This window comes from Alysiella sp., assembly GCF_030525755.1.
In the GTDB taxonomy this organism is placed as follows: Bacteria; Pseudomonadota; Gammaproteobacteria; order Burkholderiales; family Neisseriaceae; genus Simonsiella.
In genome coordinates, this window is record NZ_JAUNEC010000034.1 from 1 (window position 1) to 18,938 (window position 18,938).

Below are 18,938 nucleotides of genomic sequence, written 5' to 3' on the forward strand. Positions count from 1 at the left end.
CAGTTAAGGCACAAATCAGTGGTAAACGATGTTTGAATGAGTATTGCTGCCTGAATTAACTGAACCATCTGTTATTGTGCTGGATAATGCCCGCTTTCATTGGTTGCTTGTTTTAACAAAAATTGCAGTAAAAGAGGGGCATAACCCCCCTTTGCACCTTATTCACCAGAGCTTAATCCGATTGAAACAGCGTGGGCGAATATTCAAAAACATCTGCGAAAAGTGCTGCCTGAAATGGGCAATTCTAATGAGCGGTTTTTATTTTAAATAACTATATTGCCTTATTATTCTTAACCTTGCTTGATGCGACTTAAAAAACTGCGAGTGCGTTCATGTTTAGGGGCGTTAAACAGTTTTTCAGGTGCGCCTTGTTCCACAATGTGTCCACCGTCCATCACAACCACCACATCGGCAACGTCCAGAGCGAATTTCACTTCATGTGTTACCACCACCATGGTGCGTCCTTCATGGGCAAGTTGCTTCATGATGTTGAGTACGTCTTGTACCAATTCGGGATCCAATGCGGAAGTGGGTTCGTCAAACAGCATCAACTCGGGTTGTAATGCCAATGCGCGAGCGATGCCGATGCGCTGTTGTTGTCCGCCTGAAAGTTGGTGTGGATACAAATTGGCTTTATCTGCCAAGCCAACTTTTTCCAAGAGTTGCAGGGCTTCGGCTTCGGCGGTTTCACGGCTTTTGCCTTGAACGTGTATGGGGGCTTCGGTGATGTTTTCCAGCGCGGTTTTGTGTGGGAACAAATTGTATTGCTGGAACACCATGGCGGTTTTGCGGCGTAAGGCGAGAATGTCTTTTTTGTTGTATTTTTGAGCGAAATCCAAACTGAATGCAGGCTGCCTGAATGTGATTTTTCCTGCTTCGGGCGTTTCCAAAGCGTTTAGGCAGCGTAAGAATGTGGTTTTGCCTGAACCTGATGGACCGAGTATGACTACCACTTGCCCTTGTTGTATGTCCAAATCAATACCGCGCAAAATGGTGTTGCTACCAAAAGATTTTTGAATGTTGCGGATTTCAATCATGGTGTTTGTTTCCTTTCTTATCGGGCAATGTGGCGACTGAAATGGCGTTCTAAACGGGCTTGAATGGCGAATAAAACGGCACAAAAACACCAATAAATGATGCCTGCTTCAATGTAAATGGGCAAAAAGTCGTAAAATAAGTTGGCGTATTGTTGTGCCACGCGGAACATCTCGGTAACGGTTACGACCGATGCTAGAGAAGTATTTTTGAATAAGCCAATAAAATCGTTGCTCAATGGCGGTACAGCAACGCGAAAGGCTTGTGGGGCGATGATGCGGCGAAAGGTTTGCATATAGGGCATGCCGATGGAAAAACCTGCTTCCCATTGTCCTTTTGGCACAGACAAAATGGCGGCGCGTATGGTTTCTGAACCGTATGCGCCAACATTGAGTGAAAAGCCGATGATGGCGGCAGGAATGGGGTCAATAAAAATATTGAGTGCAGGTAAGCCATAGAAAACAATGGAGATTTGTACCAAAAGTGGCGTACCGCGTATCATGGAGACGTAGGCATGTACCAAGCCTTTGAGGATTTTGGTAAGCGGTGATTGTGAGGGCGAGATGCGAATCAGTGCCACACCAACAGCAATGGTCATGCCACATAAAAATGATGCTACAGCCAAAGGCACGGAAACCAAGAAAGCGGCTTTAACCATAGGTAAGAATGCGCTGATGGCCAATTCCGCGCGAGTATTGGTCATAAAGGGTAGGGAAGTGAGAAATTGTTGTAACACAGAACAACTCCGTTATTAAGCATGAAAAGAGAAGCGTACAAGGATAAAGGTTTCAGGCAGCCTTGATTTCTTGCACCTACTCCAAGAGGCTGCCTGAAAGTTAATCGGCAAACAAAAGTTTGAACCATAAAACAATGCTGTCCCAAATGCGGCGAAGTATGCCTGATTCAGCGACATCATGAAGGGCAAATACTTTGTGTTCACTCAATATTTGGTTGTTTGCCATCAATTTGAGTGTACCAAGTTCTTGTCCTTTGTGAATTGGTGCCAGCACAGGTTGTTGGCTTTCAAAAAGGGTTTTGATGTGGCTTCCCTGACGTGGCACAGTAAAGTAAGTGTCCTGTAAAAAACCTGCGTCCACCGTTTTTTCCGCGCCTTTGTAAATTTTGACTTGGGCAATGCTTTGATTGGCTGTATACATTTTGGGTGTGTCAAAGTATTGTAAGGCATGGTTGAGCAACTTGCTGCTTTCGGTGGCACGCGCTTCTGTGCTGGCTGTGCCGACCACAATGCTTAAAATGCGTCTGCCGCCACGTTTGCTTGATGCAATCAGGTTGTAACCTGCACTGGGCGTATGGCCTGAGGCTAAACCGTCTACTTCTGAATCACGGTGCAAAAGCAGATTACGGTTGGATTGGGTAATTCCATTGTAAGTAAATGATTTTTCGGAATAAAGTGGATAATATTCAGGGAAGTCACGAATCAGAGCGGTGGATAAGATGCCTAAATCAGATACCGTCGTCAAGTGTTTGGGGCTGGAAATACCTGTGCTGTTTTCAAAATGGGTGTTCAGCATACCCAGTTTTTGTGCTTCTTGGTTCATCAAGGCAACAAAAGCCGTTTCGCTGCCTGAAATGCCTTCGGCAAGTGTTATGGCGGCATCGTTGCCCGATTGAACCACCAAACCCATGAGCAATTCGCTGACCTTGACCTTCTTGCCTTTTTCCAAAAACATGCGTGCGCCTTCGGTTCGCCAAGCGTTTTCGGAAACAGTAAATTGTTGCTCGGCATGGATATTACCATTGTTTAGGGCTTGAAAGCTCAAATAGGCGGTCATCAATTTGGTTAATGACGCAGGTTCAATTTTACTATGGGCATTTTTGCTGGCAATCGTGTAATGGCTTTGCAAGTCGTGTAACCAATAGGCGGTAGCGGCAATATTGGGGGCAGCGGGAAGTGTGCTGTTTGTTGCATCGGGAAGGAGAGCGGCTGCCTGAAAAGCCTGTTCGGGTTGGAAAGCGGTTTGGGGTGCAGCAAAAGCAGGGCAATGGAACAGCCATGCAGCAATGCAGACAATGGTTAAAAAATTTTTCATGATGTTGCTGAATCTCGTGAAATGGCTTTCAGGCTGCCTGAAAGGTAGGGTGGCGACGTGCTGCCATGATTTGTCCTATGGCGTGCTGTTGGGCAAGTGGAATGTGTTGGCGACCCAATTCAAATAAAGGTTCTTCAATCGCCATGTGTTGGGCATAGGCATGGGTAAAAGCTTGTATGATTTTGGGATTGCATTGACTTAAATTGCCATTTAGAACATGGCTTAATATCTGGTGCAGTTCTGTCCAATTTTCATGCAAAATTTGGTGCTGGCGATTGAGTTCATCTACCTGATTTTGTGCTTGTGGCGCGTAATGAAGCAAAGTGGGAAAAAAGTCCTGTTCTTCATCGTCATGATGCAAGGGTGCGGCTTGGTTGAAATAAGTACAAATTTGCGTGATGGCATCGCGTGCTGCTGGATTTAAGCCGTGTTCAGCCAAATACTTTGGGAGCATTTCTAATTGAGCACAAAAGCGTTTAACTTTGCTATGACAAGCATAAAGCATATCAATGGGTTCGTCCCAAGTAGGCGTAGCTTGTGGATTGAACGTGAGCATAAAAATGTTCTTTCGTGGTTAATCAGGCTGCCTGAAAGGAAACATTGTACAAAAATCAGGTAACAGGCGAAACTTTTGCTTACACTCGGCTTCTCTGATAACATCAAAACGTTTTTTCAACAACCCAATATTTTAGGAATACAGGAAAAAGACATGAGTGTACGCAGTATGACAGGTTTTGCCAATGCTTATGCGGAAGTGGCAGGCAAACGAATTGATTTGGAACTTCGTTCTTTGAATCACCGTTTTTTTGATGTGCAGTTCAAAATGCCTGATGATTTACGGGTTTTGGAAGGGACATTGCGCGAAAAATTGGCGAGTAAAATTGTGCGTGGCAAAATGGAATGCCGCATTATTTTGAGTGATGTGGCAGATGTTTCAGGCAGCCTGAATGTGAACCACCAGCTGGTGTCTGAATTGGCGGAACTGAATGAAAAATGGCGCAAAAAACACGGCAGCTTGGCGAAATTGTCGGTGGCTGATGTTTTGCGTTTTCCTGGTGTTTTGGTCAGCAGCAAGGCAGACAGTGAAATTTTATTTGGCACAGTAGAAACTTTGTTGGACAAGGCTTTGGGCGATTTTATTGCCTCACGTGAACGAGAAGGCGTGAAATTGCAGCAACATATTTTGGAACGTTTGGATTTAATGGAAGCGATTGTGGGTGCGTTGGAAGAATTGTTCCCCCAGTTGCGTGAAGCACATTTGTTGCGTACACGTCGCCGTTTGCAAGAAGCGATTGTTCATGTGGACGAAGAACGCTTGAAACAAGAGTTTGTGTTGTTCATGCAAAAATCCGATGTAGACGAGGAGTTCAACCGTTTGCGTATGCACATTGGCGAAGTGCGCCGCATTGTTACCGAGCAAAAAGGTGGTATGGGCAAGCGTTTGGACTTTTTGATGCAAGAATTAAACCGTGAAGCTAATACTTTGGGCAGTAAATCCATTGCCAGCGAGTGCACGCAAGTTTCGGTTGAATTGAAGGTTTTGATTGAGCAAATGCGGGAACAAGTCCAAAATATTGAATAAGGAAATAGGCTGCCTGAAAACCTTATGTGGTGTATTGGGCAGCACCTTGATTGGCAAGTTGGTCGGCGCGTTCATTCTCGGCATGACCGTTATGACCGCGCACCCATTGCCATTCAATTTGATGTAGCGCAACCAGTTCATCTAAACGCCGCCACAATATTTCATTTTTAACTGGTTGTTTTGAAGCTGTTTTCCAACCGTTTTTTTTCCAACCATGTATCCATTTTTCCATACCATTTTTTACATATTGTGAATCGGTACAGATGATGACACGACAAGGACGTTTGAGTGCTGTCAAACCTTCAATCACGGCTTTTAATTCCATGCGATTGTTGGTGGTATTGGTCTCGCCACCGTAAAGCGTTTTTTCGTGTGTGCCATAACGCAATAACACACCCCAGCCACCAGGACCAGGATTGCCTTTGCACGCACCATCGGTATAAAGATAAACAGGGGTATTCATGGTTGGTTAATGTAGTCAAAAAGGGGCAAAATACGGTAAACTGCACGGTTTTTAGGCAGGCTGAATGTTTCAGTTTTTATCACGGAAAAATTCGTATGCCACATCTTGAAACAAATCGGCATGGTGTTCATGAGTGTAACCTAATTCAGCGATTTCGTCTTCAAAGGCTGCCTGAATGGATTCTACTGCCTCTTGCATGATTTCTTGTGGCAAGGCGCGTAATAAGCCTTTGATGGCAGTCGCCAATACGCGGTTTTGCATGGTAAGTATGTCGTTGCAGGCTTCTAAATGGTCAAGCCGTTTTTCCCAATCTTGCATGATGATGGTCTTTATTGAAAAAGATACATTTTAAAAGCCCTGTGGCAAACGTTCAATGGATAATTTAAAAATGGATAATTTGGGCAATTCACCAATGATTTTTACACTGACTGAACAAAAAACAAACGATGATGTTTCTGAAAATTGGGCGCAGGATTTACAACGTTTGCGTGAACAGCGTGTGCAAAATGTGGAAGAAACCACCAGTAACCATATCGTTACAAGTATCACACAGAATCAAACCGTTTCTGTGCAAAGGGTAGAAAAGCAATTTGGCGATGCAGAATTAGATGAAGCCTATCGTCAATATTTGCGTGAATGCGAAACACAACACAATCAAAATCAGGCAATTGATGAAGATGATGTGGGCATATTGATTCAAGAAGATTGGTTACAAGCCCAATCTGCTTTGCAATTTGAACGCCGCCGTCAGGAGCTGAAACCTGAAAAAACTTTGATTTTCAATTGTGAAAAAGCCAATCTGTCTGTATCTGAACACACAGAAAGGCTGCCTGAAAACCGTTTGCCCGAGTTTGCGGTACACGTTTATGGTTTACCCGATTTGCCTGCCACGCGTCGCGTGAAAATCCTTTCGGAGCAGGAATTAATCAATGGTTTGCGCGATAAACTTACGCCACACTTAACCAATGCGGTGGCAGGTATGGTACGCCAAGTCTTGCAAAAAAAACTTGCCATGCTGTCTTATGAATTGCAAATTCAATTCAATGAAGAAACACCACAAGTGGTGCAAGAGGTGTTGGCGCACAATTTGGACGCAGTTTTGCGTACCGTCAAACACCAACTGCGTGAAAAATGATTTCAGGCAGCCTGAAAACGGAGCAAAATCATGTTCAGCCAATTCAAACACATCGGTATTTTAACGCGCCCTAATACTTTAAACATCGCCCCTGTTATTCATGAATTGATTTATTTTCTATTGAGTGAAGATTTGAAAGTGTATCTTGACCGCAGTTATGTTGCCGAAGGCTTGGTTAGCGAAGCCGACCAAGCAGCATGTGAGGTGGTAACGGATTTGGGGCGAAGTTGCGATTTAATTGTGGTTTTGGGTGGTGATGGCACATTTTTATCTGCCGCGCGTAAAGCTGCACCTTATCGTGTGCCGCTCATTGGTGTCAATCAGGGGCATTTGGGTTTTTTAACCCAAGTTACCCGTGAACAAATGGTCAGCGAACTTAAAGGCATGTTTACAGGCAAATACCTTGCTGATGAATGCATTGTTTTGGAGACCAAAGTATCGCGTAATGGTGAAGGTATCTATCAGGGTTTGGCATTGAATGATGTGGTGCTTTCACGCGGTGGTACAGGGCAAATGATTGAATTTGAAGTATTCATCAATGGCGAATTTGTGTATACCCAACGTTCTGATGGCTTGATTGTCTCTACACCAACGGGTTCAACCGCTTATTCTTTGGCGGCAGGTGGTCCCATTTTACAAACCGCATTGCGTGCATTTACTTTGGTGCCCATTTGTCCCCAATCCATGACCAATCGTCCGATTGTGATTTCAGACAGTTGCGAAATCAAAATTTTGATTACCAAATCAGGCGATGCACGTGTTCATTATGATGGACAATCTTTTGTGGACATTCAAAGCATGGACGTATTAACCATCAATCGCTATCGCAATACTTTGCGGATTCTGCACCCTACCGATTACCAATATTACAAAACCTTGCGGCAGAAACTACATTGGGGTGAACAATTGGTTTGAGTATGAGCCGTATTGAAAACCTGTATTGAAAATGGAAAAACGAATGATGTTCCGATTAGGTCTATATCTGGCGATTGTTGGGTTATCGGCTTGCTCATTTTCAGGTAGGCTGCCTGAAAAATGGGTGTTTAAGGACAAAATACCAGCAACACGTTGGTTTCAGGCAGCCCAAATTGATTCAGCAAGCAATGTATTACAAACCACTTTATTGGCAGTTGAGCCATTTCAAAGTAAAGACTGCACTATGGAAACTGCACAACAATATTGTTTGCGTTTTGTGCAAACCGATGTTTTGGGTTCGCCCGTCTCACGACAAATTGTGTCGCCACAAGGTAAATGGCACAACGATGGTTTTTTGCCCCCTAACGGCGAAGCACGGCGTTTGTTTTTGGCGGTGGCACAACAATTTGGTTTTGTGGATTATGCCGATATTCAGCGTCTGGGTACAAAAAATCAGGGGATAAGCACTTTATTGCAACAAGATGTGATGTGGTACAGCCAAGACCATGCAAATGGCGTGATTTATGTTTTTCCCAATCAAAACCGTTGGTTGATTCGCCCGATAGAAGAATAGCACATGAAAACACCTATCCCCGTTTACCTTTCTACGCCTGCACTTACAAGTGCACTGGGCAGCGGCTTGACACAACACATAACTGCCTTGCTTGACCCGCCTGTACACTCTCCTTTAACTTTTGATAATCAAATGATTAAAGGAAAAAAATTGGCTTTTGGCAAAGTCAATGAAACCTTGCGTTCTTTTCCAGAAGAAGGGCTGCCTGAACACCATAAAAGTCGCACCAATCAATTACTGTGGCACGCTCTGGCACAAATGGAAGCACAGATTCAGGTAGCCAAGCAACGTTATGGCGCACATCGCATTGCGGTGGTTTTGGGGACATCAACCAGCGGTGTAGATGAAAACATACCAATGTATCAACAGGCAGCAAACGGCGTGGATTGGGCGCACTTATCGTTTAATCAAGCACAGAATGTGTTGTCTGCACCTGCTGATTTTGTGGCAGAAGTCTATGGTTTAAGCAATTTGTGTTATGTGGTTTCCACTGCTTGTACATCGGGGGCACGTGCTTTAATCAGTGCCGCTCGCCTATTGCGTGCAGGTTTGTGTGATGCGGTGATTTGTGGTGGTGTGGACACTTTATCGCCTTTAACCATCAATGGTTTTGCGGCGTTAGAAGTATTGTCCAATGAATTGAGCAATCCCTTTTCGGTCAATCGCAACGGCATCAATATTGGCGAAGCGGCAGCTGTTTTCATCATGACACGTGATGCCGATTTTGATGCCCATGCTTTACAACTTTTGGCTTACGGCAGCAGCAGCGATGCCCATCATATGTCTACGCCACGTCCTGACGGTTTGGGTGCGATACAGGCTTTTCAGGCAGCCTTAACACAAGCCGATTTACAAGCACAAGACATTGCTTGGATTAATTTACATGGCACAGGCACAGTACACAATGACAGCATGGAAAGCATTGCGGTTGCCCAAGTTTTCGGTACGCAAACACCGTGTACGTCCACCAAACCGCTTACAGGTCATACACTTGGTGCAGCAGGTGCGATTGAAGCCGCATTCGCTTGGGGAGTAGCCAGTTCGCATCATAATCCACAGGCACGTTTACCCCCTCAAATTTGGGACGGCATACGCGATAACAAGCTGCCTGAAATTCATTTAACCGATAAAACAAGCAAATGGCAAACTGAAAAACGCATTGTTGCCAGTTCATCTTTCGCCTTTGGTGGCAACAATGCGGTTCTGATTATCGGTTAAACCGCATTTGCCATACACAAATTATTGGACATTCAGTACAATCCATTTATTTTCAGGCAGCCTGAAAACCATTTTCTTGTAAATGCACCGCCAAATGCGGCAAATCATGTTCCATCAAACCTGTTGAACTGGTACATAAAAATAAATGCGCCATGTGTTTATCAAAATAGCTGGGCAAATCGTCCAATGCTGCCCACGCGGCGTGTTCACACTCAAAATCACGCAACCATTGTAAAATTTCGCGTTCACGATGACCATTCAGGCTGCCTGAACGGGGTAAATCGGGGGTTACACCAATAATCCGCGCATGAAAATCGGGAGAAAATGGGCGGCGCAAATCGTCCAAATCGCGCCCCAAACGCCATGTTGATGAAATCACAAATTGCACATTTTTCCATTCAGGCTGCCTGAAAAAGGTTTCCAAAAGCGGTAATTGGCTGAATAAACGTGCATTTGGACGCGATATGGCAGAATGCAATACACCGTCAAAATCTAAAAAAAATCAACACTTTGAATTATCCTGTAAAATAAACAGCGTAAATTGTACCCGATTATGGGTTTGCTGCGCCAAGCTGTTTTTTTTGGGGTAAATCCAGTAAAATGGCGTTTTTTAGCTATGCTGAACTTCGTTTCAGGCAGCCTGAAACCCATTTTTTATCACACGATTGGAAAACACCATGACCCAAGAATCTTTAAGCTACCGCGATGCAGGCGTGGACATTGACGCTGGCGACCAACTCGTTGAAAACATCAAACCCTTTGCCAAACGCACCATGCGCCCCGAAGTGCTGGGCGATTTGGGCGGCTTTGGCGCATTGGTGGAAATCAGCAAAAAATACCAAAATCCTGTATTGGTAAGCGGCACAGATGGCGTTGGCACCAAACTGAAATTGGCGTTTGAATGGGACAAACACGACACAGTCGGCATTGATTTGGTGGCAATGAGCGTGAACGACATTCTGGTTCAAGGTGCAGAGCCTTTGTTTTTCTTGGATTATTTTGCGTGTGGCAAATTGGACGTGGCGCGCGCCACCGATGTGATTAAAGGCATCGCGCAAGGCTGCGAAGAATCAGGCTGCGCCCTAATCGGCGGCGAAACGGCAGAAATGCCCAGCATGTACCCAGACGGCGAATACGATTTGGCAGGTTTTGCGGTGGGCGTGGTAGAAAAATCGCAAATCATCAACGGGCGCAACATCAAAGCAGGCGATGTGGTTTTGGGCTTGGCGAGCAATGGGGTGCATTCCAACGGCTATTCGCTGGTTCGCAAAATTTTGGCGCGCGACAATCCCGATTTGGACGCACCTTTTGATGGCGACAAAACTTTGCGTCAAGCGATTATTGCGCCAACCCGTTTGTATGTGAAACCGATTTTGGCGGCATTAAAAGAATTTGAAATCAAAGGCATGGCACACATCACAGGCGGTGGCATTACCGAAAATGTACCGCGCGTGCTGCCTGAAAACTGCGTGGCGCAAATTGACGCGCAATCGTGGGAATTGCCCAAATTATTCCAATGGTTGCAACAAGGCGGCAATGTGGAAATGGCGGAAATGTACCGCACGTTCAACTGCGGCGTGGGCATGGTGGTGATTGTGTCGCCCGAAAATGCGGACAAAGCGGAAAAATTCTTGGCGGAACAAGGCGAAACGGTGTACCGTTTGGGCAAAATCCGCGAGCGCGTGGGCGATGAACACCAAACGCAAATCGCGTAAATCTTTTCAGGCTGCCTTTCTCTTTAAATTTAATAACTGACCCAAAGGCAGCCTAAAACTTAATTTAGGGAGAAAATCATGTTTAATCAGCAAGATGGCATTGTTTGGCTTGACGCAAATGATGATTTAGAACAGGCTTATGCCCATGCGCGTGCCACGTTCAAATATTTTTGGCGTGAACTGTATTGGGAATACCGCCGCATTATTCCTGCTTTGGATTTTGCGATGGTCAAAGCGCCCTTTATGCAAGAAGTGGACGGTGAAATCCGCACCGAGCATATGTGGTTGAATGAAATTGATTTTGATGGTATCCACATCAGTGGCACTTTGGTGAATGAGCCACACGAATTAACCATCGTTAGTGAAGGCGAGCGGATTGAAGGACTGCCTGTGGAGGCAATTAGCGATTGGATGTTTTTGTGTCAAGATGTGGTGTATGGCGGTTTTACCATTCAGGCAGCCCGTGTGCAGATGGACGAAGCAGAACGCACCGAACATGATGAAGCATGGGGTTTGAATTTTGGCGAAGCAGGCAAAACCTTGCTGGTTTACGAACAAGAAGCCCACCCCGAAAATGTGCAAGAACACCCAATGTGTGTGAATATGCTAGAAAAATGGCGTGAACATTTGCAACAAAACGCTGATTTACCTACCCAATCCAATGAACGCGGCTACACCTTATTGCACACGGAAGCGATTGCGGGCAATGCGCCTTTGATTGAGTTATTGCTGGAACATGGCGCAGACCCCACAGCGCAAACCGATGAAGGCTACACCGCCGCCAACTTTGCTCGCCATTTGCAATGGCAAAATGTGCTGGCGGTTTTGGGCGAAGTGCCTAACGTGCATTGATATTTTTTCAGGCTGCCTGAACTTTATCCTTAGGGGGGATTTTATATCTCCCTTTCTTATGAGTACCATTTTGTTTTTTATGGGAAATCAATTTTATGAATGAAGTTAGAACAGCAAGCCAAATCATCACAAAAATCCAGAAAAACCATTTTCAAAATGCACATAATAAATGGATGCAAAGCATGAATCGCAGCCTACGCAAACAATGTGAGTACAATGAATGGCTTGACAATATTTATTACAATAAAAAAGTGCAGATTTTTCTCCATATTTGCTTTTTGTTCGCCATAATCGGCGGCGGCTGGATATTATCTGAACTATTTGATGCAACAATTACTTTTTTGAAAAAATGACCATGATTTGTTGGTCAAACCGACTTCCCCGAATCAGCACAAAACATTCGCCACATTGTCACCGCAGTGAGCTTAACGCAAATCTTATCGGGTATGGGCAATTTTGCCGTGCAACTGGACAAATTGGGCGAAACACAATCTTCCCCTATTTTGCCGATTTCAGGTTGCCTGAAAATATAGGTAAAAGGTAAATGTTGTCATGATTCACGATGGCAACACTTTCAGGCAGCCTAATTGCACAAAATATGCTTTTTGTCTTATCAAAATCCCCAATTTTCTTTACAATAGAATTTATTTCCCCATTTTTATAAAAAAGGTCTTTTTATGAGTATGCAAATTACCGACCTGTTGGCGTTCGGCGTGAAAAACAAAGCATCAGACTTACATTTGTCGGCAGGTTTGCCACCTATGATTCGTGTACATGGCGATGTGCGCCGCATTAACTTGCCTGAAATGAGCGCAGAAGATGTGGGTAATATGATTAGTTCCATCATGAACGATTTACAGCGCAAAAATTACCAACAAAATTTGGAAACCGACTTTTCTTTTGAGTTGCCCAATGTAGCGCGTTTCCGTGTGAATGCATTTAATACCAATCGTGGACCTGCGGCGGTGTTGCGAACTATTCCAAGCAAAGTTTTGACTTTGGAAGAATTGAAAGCACCTAAAATTTTCCAGAAAATCGCCAATAATCCGCGCGGTTTGGTGTTGGTAACGGGACCTACGGGTTCAGGTAAATCCACCACTTTGGCAGCGATGATTGACTACATCAATGACAACCATGCAGGTCATATTTTGACGATTGAAGACCCGATTGAGTTTGTGCATCAATCTAAAAAATGCTTGGTCAATCAGCGTGAACTGCATGAGCATACACACAGTTTTGCTAATGCCCTTAAATCGGCTTTGCGTGAAGACCCAGATATTATTTTGGTGGGCGAGATGCGTGACCCAGAAACCATTGGTTTGGCATTAACCGCTGCTGAAACAGGGCACTTGGTATTCGGTACATTGCATACCACATCAGCTTCTAAAACCATTGACCGTATCATTGACGTGTTCCCAGCTGCCGAGAAAGAGATGGTGCGCTCCATGTTATCAGAATCATTGCGTGCCGTAATTGCCCAAACTTTGATGAAAACCAAAGACGGTAAAGGTCGTGTTGCGGCACATGAAATCATGGTTTCTACACCTGCTATTCGTAACCTGATTCGTGAAAACAAAATTGCCCAAATGAATTCATCTATTCAAACGGGTCAAAACTATGGCATGCAAACGCTTGACCAATGTTTGCAAGACTTGGTACGTCGCAATGTGGTGTCTTTGGAAGCGGCGCGTGCCAAAGCACAAAATCCTGATTTGATTACTTGATTTTGGATTATTTTTAATTTAAATTAATAGCTTAATCTGAAACAGTCTGGGAGGATGTTGTGTCAGAACAACCAAATGAACGTAAAGAAAATGTGGCACATTTATTAGAAAGTTTTGTGCAAAATTACCAAGTTACCCATCATCAAGATAAGCCTAACGCTTCTGTTTCCCATGATGAGCAAACCGAAAAACCAGTAGCCTCATCAAAAATGGGTTTGCATCCCTTATTGGAAAAAATGGCAGCAGAGAGCGAAAAACGCAATGCATCGGATATTTTTATCAGCGCAGGTTTTCCACCCTCATTTAAAATCAATGGTGAATTAACGCCTGTTCCCTTGAAGCCTCTAACGGCACAAGAAACGCAAATTTTGGTGCATTCCACCATGTCGTCTGAACAGCGTGTGCGTTTTGAGCAAGAGTTGGAGTTAAATTATTCGGTTTCCTCATCAGGAGGTATTCGTTTCCGTGTGAATGCATATCATGAGCAAGGTCGTATGGGTATGGTTTGGCGGCGCATTACCACCAAAATTTTAACCATTGATGATTTGAAATTGCCACAAGGTTTAAAAGATTTGGCAATGCAACCACGCGGTTTATTGATTTTGGCAGGGGCAACGGGTTCGGGTAAATCCACTTCTATGGCTGCGATGTTGGATTGGCGTAACAAACACGCTGCGGGACACATTGTTACTATTGAAGACCCCGTAGAATATTTACATAAACCAATTAAATCCATTTTTACCCAACGAGAATTGGGGATTGACACCACTTCTTGGTCTATGGCGGTGCAATCGGCCATGCGTCAAGCCCCTGATGTAGTCTGTGTGGGCGAGGTGCGTAATGAACACACAATGGAATATGCTCTGCAACTGGCACAAACGGGTCATCTGTGTATTTTTACCATTCACGCCAACAATGCCGTACAAACCGTTGAACGGATTATGAACTTCTATCCAGAAGAGCGACATCAGCAAGTGTTGATGGATTTGGCATTAAATACGGTAGGCATTATTGGTCAGCGTTTGGCACGTTTAAAACAAGGTGGTCGTACAGCGATTGTAGATTTATTGATTAATTCACCTGCGATGCAAGACCATATGTTTAAAGGGGAGCTCATGGAAATGATGAATCTCATGGCACGTTCAGAAAATGAAGGCATGCAAACTTTTGACCAAAATTTATTCCGTCTTTATACTGAAGACCAAATTACTTATGAAGAAGCATTGCGACAAGCTGAATCAGTAAACGATTTGCGTTTGAGAATTAAATTGTGGGAAGAGGGTAGGGAATCAACGCATATTTTTGAACGTGTAACCGATTTGAATTTGCTTTGAAGTAAGAAACCATGTTCACATGATTAGACGATAGAAAACCATTATCATCAATCTATGGCTTCTCAAAATGAATAAAAAACAGGCATAACATCTGTTTTCACCGCAAATAAAGGCTGCCTGAAAATCTTTCAGGCAGCCTTTATCTTATTAAATTGACAAATCATTTCAAACAAATAATTAATTTTGTCTTGTATGCGCTTTATTTTATAGTGAAGTAAAATAAGAAAGATGCAAGGCGACCACGCCCGCTGTGTACAAATAGTACATAAGGGCGCGGGCAACAAAGCAGATTTCTTATTTTAATTTACTATATGTGTGAATCTTCAGGTACAAAGGTAATAACCGCAACACAATATCTACCACAAATGCCACGCAATTGGTATCTGCCAAATCATCACGTGTAAGGTGTTTGCCGATGCAGAAAAATCCTTTGGGTTGCGCAAATTCAAGGCGTTTTCAGGCAGCGTAGCGAGTTGCGGATAACTAGCATATTCATCGTTATCGCCATGCTAAATGTTAAAATCATTTTTATACAATAAATCAATATATTGATGATAATCTGTTAAACTGTAAACCGAACTGTTGGTGTGATAGGCATACCAATCTAATGATACCGTCAAACGGTTGAGGTTGAGCAAAACTGATAAAATCACTGCCGAATTGTCATATTGCGCGTATTTGAAATAAGCCAAAAATGGGTGTGAACTTGCTAGCCATTGCACCAACGTTCAATGTGTGGTGGTGCAAAGGGTTTGCCAAATTCGCAGGCTGCCTGAAAAATCACATCGCGCCAATCTTGCTACGTGCTTTTACAGGCGGATTTCGGGGGCTATACGTTTGGCACAGTATTATTTTAATTGGGCAAATTGGAAAGATGGCTGCCTGAATAAATCGCAATGTTGTGGGATTGGCATTATCATTTAATCTACGTTAAAATAAATAAAAGATTGTAAATAAGAAAAACACTTGTTGTTCAACAAAATGGAGAGAAGAACCATGCCACAAATCAAAATTCCAGCCGTTTACGTTCGCGGTGGCACGTCCAAAGGCGTGATTTTCAAATTAAGCGATTTGCCCGAACGCGCCCAAAGCGCAGGCGAGGCACGCGACAAATTGCTCTTGCGCGTACTGGGCAGCCCCGACCCCTACAAACAACAAATTGACGGCTTGGGCAATGCCAGCTCGTCCACCAGCAAAGCCTTGATTTTAAGCAAATCCACGCAGCCTGAACACGATGTGGACTATTTATTCGGGCAAGTTGCCATTGACAAACCCTTTGTGGATTGGAGCGGAAATTGCGGCAACATGACGGCAGCAGTGGGCGCGTTTGCCATTGCACAAGGCATTGTGGATAAAGAAAAAATCCCCGAAAACGGCATTTGCACCGTCCGCATTTGGCAAAAAAACATCGGCAAAACCATCATCGCCCACGTTCCCATTCAAAATGGCGAAGTGTTGGAAACAGGCGATTTTGAATTGGACGGCGTAACTTTTCCAGCCGCCGAAGTCGTGATTGAATTTTTAGACCCTGCCGATGGCGAAGGTGCCATGTTCCCCACAGGCAATGTTGTTGATTTATTGGATATTCCCGACATTGGACAAATCCCTGCCACGCTCATCAATTCGGGCATTCCCACCGTGTTTGTGAACGCGGCAGACATCGGCTACACAGGCACAGAATTGCAAGCCGACATCAATGGCGACCCTGAAAAATTGGCGTTTTTTGAAAAAATCCGCGCGTATGGCGCATTGAAAATGGGCTTGATTGCCAATCTGGACGAAGCCCAAACGCGCCAACACACGCCCAAAGTCGCCTTTGTTGCGCCAGCGCAAAGCTACACCGCATCAAGCGGAAAAATGGTGGAAAAACAAGAAATTGATTTGCTGGTGCGCGCATTTTCTATGGGCAAATTGCACCACGCGATGATGGGAACGGCTTCGGTGGCGATTGCGACAGCCGCCGCCGTGCCGAATACTTTGGTCAATTTGGCGGCTGGCGGTGGCGAGCGCGAGGCGGTGCGTTTCGGACACCCATCTGGCACTTTGCGCGTGGGCGCGGCTGTGGCGCAACAGCCCAATGGCGAATGGACGGCAACCAAAGCCGTGATGAGCCGTTCGGCGCGTGTGATTATGGAAGGCTGGGTGCGTGTGCCTGATGATTGTTTTTAAATGAGTTTAACTTATTTATTGAGTGAGTATGATGATGTCAAACGACTGCCTGAAACCTTTGAAAACCCATTTTATGTTTATGGTAAACCCAATCCCTGTTTGATTAGAAAAATGGCGCAACAAGTTGAACCCTACACTTGTACCATTTTTAAATGAATTGACCATAAAACTGATGTAGTGATGAATTTCATATTCACCTTTTTTAATTGATTGGTAAAAATGAAATTTCCTATAAATAAAAACGAGGCAGATATGAAATTTGCTCCTGTGAACTGAGTTTTACAAAGGTTTCAGTTGGTGTAGGTGAGTATTTATGCTTTAATGGTTTCTCTAATTGCAAGGTAAACTATTTCATGTTGTGAACCCAAAGCGTGGGTATGGGGATGTTGCGTGACCTCCACTGTCAAATTGCCTTCATTCTAAACACCAGATTTGCAAGTTCTTCGTAGGTTGGAACCAAGTATCTGGCCCACTCGGTATGAAATTTCAGAACTTTGCAGGTCTGCTCCAGTTTCCAACAATCAGGGGAGATTGATGTTTTTTCAGGTAGCCTCGAATGCAAGAGGCTGCCTGAAAACCCAATTCAATCTTTCACATAAACCACTTGTACATCGTAATCGTCTTCGTTCCAATCGTCTTCATCGTCTTCAAATTGGTTTTGCCATTCTACTTCGTGGCTCAACGATGAATGCAAGCCGCTTTCCAAGCGCAACACCGACAACAAATGGTACATATCGGCAGGAATGGGCGTTTCAAATGCCACTTCTTCGCCCGATTTGGGGTGGATAAAGCGCAAACGATAGGCGTGCAAAGCCTGACGCGCCAAACCTTTTACCACATCTTTCACAGGTTGCGAACAAACATGACGCGGATTGCCATAAACAGGGTCGCCAGCCAAAGGGTGTCGCGCCTCTTTCATGTGAACGCGAATTTGGTGGGTGCGCCCCGTTTCCAGTTCGCATTCAATGTAACTGTGGGCGTGGTAGCGTTCCAGCACTTTAACGTGGGTAATTGCCTCTTTGCCGCCAAATTTCACGACAGCCATTTTCAGGCGATTGTGTGGGTCGCGCCCAATCAGCGTTTCAATTTTGCCATCAAACGGCACCACGCCATCTGCCACCGCGCGATAAATCCGCTTGACCGTGCGATTTTGCAGTTGATTGACCAAATGCAGTTGTGCAGGCAACGTTTTTGCCACCACCATCAAGCCACTGGTGTCTTTGTCCAAACGATGCACAATGCCCGCGCGTGGCACTTGCGCCAATTCGGGGCAATGCGCGAGCAAGCCGTTGAGCAGCGTGCCTGTCCAGTTACCCGCAGCAGGGTGTACCACCAAGCCAGCAGGTTTGTTCAACACCAGCACAGTGTCGTCTTCAAACACGATGTCCAAATCCATGGTTTCGGGTTCAAAGGCTTGATTTTCATCGCTTTGCTGAATTTGTACTTGTAAAATCTCGCCACCGATGAGTTTGTCTTTGGGCGTAGCGATTTTGCCATTGCACAAGACAAAACCGTCTTTTATCCAAGCAGCTATGCGACTGCGCGAGTAATCAGGCAACAATTTTGCCAATGCCGCGTCCAGACGAGAACCTGCCAAATCGTTTGGTACGGTTAATTCAAGGTTTTGTGGATTGGTGTCATGATGTTCCATGTCATCAAAATCGTATTCGGTATTTTGCATCGTTGCTTTTCTTTTAAAAGTTTTTAGGCAGCTTGTTTAAAAGTGCGTTGTTTTTCTTGTTTTTTGACTTAATATAAATTATTGATGATTTTAATTTTGGACTGTATTTTATTTCTCATGTGATGAATGTGACAAACAGGGCTATTTTAGTTTTTTGATTTTCGTGATGTATCTTAAACATTGATGAAAGAGTAGGCTGCCTGAAAAACCCAAACTATGCCCCACAAGACACTTTGTACACCACACCATACATGACGATGAAACCATTGCCCATACACTTGGCACAATATGCTTTACCGCATTTAGGTCGACTACATGAATACAGAAATTGGGGTACAACGCCCTCTTTAGGCAAATTACAGCAATTGACCTTTGCCCGAGTTTAAAGTGGAATAAACAGAGGATCAATTTGATAACCTAACTTGCTTAATATTCCAATACCATCGAAATGTTCTGTTTGCTTATTTTGATTATGTTGCTGCAAATAAAA

At 44.3% G+C, this 18,938-nt stretch carries 18 protein-coding genes and 3 pseudogenes; 12 read left to right on the top strand and 9 right to left on the bottom strand.

The genetic code is table 11. The features are described from left to right. Positions 1-43: 43 nt before the first annotated feature. Positions 44-267 (top strand): annotated as a pseudogene (locus tag Q4B82_RS06795) (transposase); the annotation flags it as partial. Between the two features lie 23 nt (positions 268-290). Here the strand turns inward: Q4B82_RS06795 and Q4B82_RS06800 are convergent. From Q4B82_RS06800 to Q4B82_RS06815, 4 genes are all read right to left on the bottom strand, one after another. Next, positions 291-1,037: an amino acid ABC transporter ATP-binding protein gene (locus tag Q4B82_RS06800; protein WP_303065685.1), complete on the bottom strand. Its 747-nt coding sequence runs from the start codon at positions 1,035-1,037 to the stop codon at positions 291-293. 17 nt (positions 1,038-1,054) lie between these two features. Continuing rightward, complete coding sequence (locus tag Q4B82_RS06805; protein WP_303065686.1) at positions 1,055-1,771, bottom strand: amino acid ABC transporter permease; 717 nt, start codon at positions 1,769-1,771, stop codon at positions 1,055-1,057. Between the two features lie 100 nt (positions 1,772-1,871). Beyond that, complete coding sequence (locus Q4B82_RS06810) at positions 1,872-3,086, bottom strand: D-alanyl-D-alanine carboxypeptidase family protein (protein ID WP_303065688.1); 1,215 nt, start codon at positions 3,084-3,086, stop codon at positions 1,872-1,874. A 28-nt stretch (positions 3,087-3,114) separates the two neighbouring features. Further along, positions 3,115-3,642: a hemerythrin domain-containing protein gene (locus Q4B82_RS06815; protein ID WP_303065689.1), complete on the bottom strand. Its 528-nt coding sequence runs from the start codon at positions 3,640-3,642 to the stop codon at positions 3,115-3,117. Between the two features lie 153 nt (positions 3,643-3,795). Here Q4B82_RS06815 and Q4B82_RS06820 point away from each other — a divergent pair, with 153 nt between their 5' ends. After that, positions 3,796-4,668, top strand: a complete 873-nt coding sequence (locus tag Q4B82_RS06820; RefSeq protein ID WP_303065690.1) for a YicC/YloC family endoribonuclease — start codon at positions 3,796-3,798, stop codon at positions 4,666-4,668. 22 nt (positions 4,669-4,690) lie between these two features. On the opposite strand, the gene rnhA is transcribed toward Q4B82_RS06820, so the two are convergent. Both rnhA and Q4B82_RS06830 read right to left on the bottom strand, forming a co-directional pair. Further along, complete coding sequence (gene rnhA / locus Q4B82_RS06825; protein WP_303065691.1) at positions 4,691-5,131, bottom strand: ribonuclease HI; 441 nt, start codon at positions 5,129-5,131, stop codon at positions 4,691-4,693. 69 nt (positions 5,132-5,200) lie between these two features. Next, positions 5,201-5,449, bottom strand: coding sequence for a hypothetical protein (locus Q4B82_RS06830; protein ID WP_303065692.1), 249 nt, complete (start codon positions 5,447-5,449; stop codon positions 5,201-5,203). A gap of 55 nt (positions 5,450-5,504) precedes the next feature. On the opposite strand from Q4B82_RS06830, the gene Q4B82_RS06835 reads away from it, so the two are divergent. The 4 genes from Q4B82_RS06835 to Q4B82_RS06850 are packed head-to-tail and all read left to right on the top strand — an operon-like array spanning position 5,505 to position 8,973. After that, the gene (locus Q4B82_RS06835) at positions 5,505-6,266 is read left to right on the top strand and encodes a hypothetical protein (protein ID WP_303065693.1); all 762 of its coding nucleotides are present in this window, start codon (positions 5,505-5,507) and stop codon (positions 6,264-6,266) included. A gap of 30 nt (positions 6,267-6,296) precedes the next feature. Further along, on the top strand, positions 6,297-7,181 hold the full coding sequence (locus Q4B82_RS06840; RefSeq protein WP_303065694.1) for an NAD(+) kinase: 885 nt from the start codon (positions 6,297-6,299) through the stop codon (positions 7,179-7,181). Between the two features lie 43 nt (positions 7,182-7,224). After that, positions 7,225-7,755, top strand: a complete 531-nt coding sequence (locus Q4B82_RS06845) for a hypothetical protein (protein ID WP_303065695.1) — start codon at positions 7,225-7,227, stop codon at positions 7,753-7,755. Between the two features lie 3 nt (positions 7,756-7,758). Further along, a complete protein-coding gene (locus tag Q4B82_RS06850) occupies positions 7,759-8,973 on the top strand; it encodes a beta-ketoacyl-ACP synthase (protein WP_303065696.1) in 1,215 nt (404 codons plus the stop codon). Positions 8,974-9,025: 52 nt separating this feature from the next. On the opposite strand, the pseudogene Q4B82_RS06855 reads toward Q4B82_RS06850, so the two are convergent. Next, positions 9,026-9,460, bottom strand: a pseudogene (locus Q4B82_RS06855) (HAD domain-containing protein); the annotation flags it as partial. Positions 9,461-9,650: 190 nt separating this feature from the next. On the opposite strand from Q4B82_RS06855, the gene purM reads away from it, so the two are divergent. From purM to Q4B82_RS06875, 4 genes are all read left to right on the top strand, one after another. Continuing rightward, positions 9,651-10,688, top strand: a complete 1,038-nt coding sequence (purM, locus tag Q4B82_RS06860; protein ID WP_303065697.1) for a phosphoribosylformylglycinamidine cyclo-ligase — start codon at positions 9,651-9,653, stop codon at positions 10,686-10,688. 78 nt (positions 10,689-10,766) lie between these two features. Beyond that, a complete protein-coding gene (locus Q4B82_RS06865; protein ID WP_303065698.1) occupies positions 10,767-11,540 on the top strand; it encodes a DUF2314 domain-containing protein in 774 nt (257 codons plus the stop codon). A gap of 683 nt (positions 11,541-12,223) precedes the next feature. Then, on the top strand, positions 12,224-13,264 hold the full coding sequence (locus Q4B82_RS06870) for a type IV pilus twitching motility protein PilT (protein ID WP_303065704.1): 1,041 nt from the start codon (positions 12,224-12,226) through the stop codon (positions 13,262-13,264). A gap of 59 nt (positions 13,265-13,323) precedes the next feature. Further along, positions 13,324-14,598, top strand: a complete 1,275-nt coding sequence (locus Q4B82_RS06875) for a PilT/PilU family type 4a pilus ATPase (protein WP_303065699.1) — start codon at positions 13,324-13,326, stop codon at positions 14,596-14,598. Positions 14,599-15,107: 509 nt separating this feature from the next. Here Q4B82_RS06875 and Q4B82_RS06880 read toward each other — a convergent pair. Continuing rightward, a pseudogene (locus Q4B82_RS06880) lies at positions 15,108-15,382 on the bottom strand (HI_0552 family protein). A 212-nt stretch (positions 15,383-15,594) separates the two neighbouring features. Here Q4B82_RS06880 and prpF point away from each other — a divergent pair. Further along, entirely contained in the window at positions 15,595-16,767 is a 1,173-nt protein-coding gene (prpF, locus tag Q4B82_RS06885) for a 2-methylaconitate cis-trans isomerase PrpF (RefSeq protein ID WP_303065701.1), read from the top strand. After that, positions 16,768-16,923: a hypothetical protein gene (locus Q4B82_RS06890; protein WP_303065702.1), complete on the top strand. Its 156-nt coding sequence runs from the start codon at positions 16,768-16,770 to the stop codon at positions 16,921-16,923. Between the two features lie 427 nt (positions 16,924-17,350). Here Q4B82_RS06890 and rluD read toward each other — a convergent pair whose 3' ends face one another. Then, the gene (rluD, locus tag Q4B82_RS06895) at positions 17,351-18,448 is read right to left on the bottom strand and encodes a 23S rRNA pseudouridine(1911/1915/1917) synthase RluD (protein ID WP_303065703.1); all 1,098 of its coding nucleotides are present in this window, start codon (positions 18,446-18,448) and stop codon (positions 17,351-17,353) included. Between the last annotated feature and the right edge of the window lie 490 nt (positions 18,449-18,938).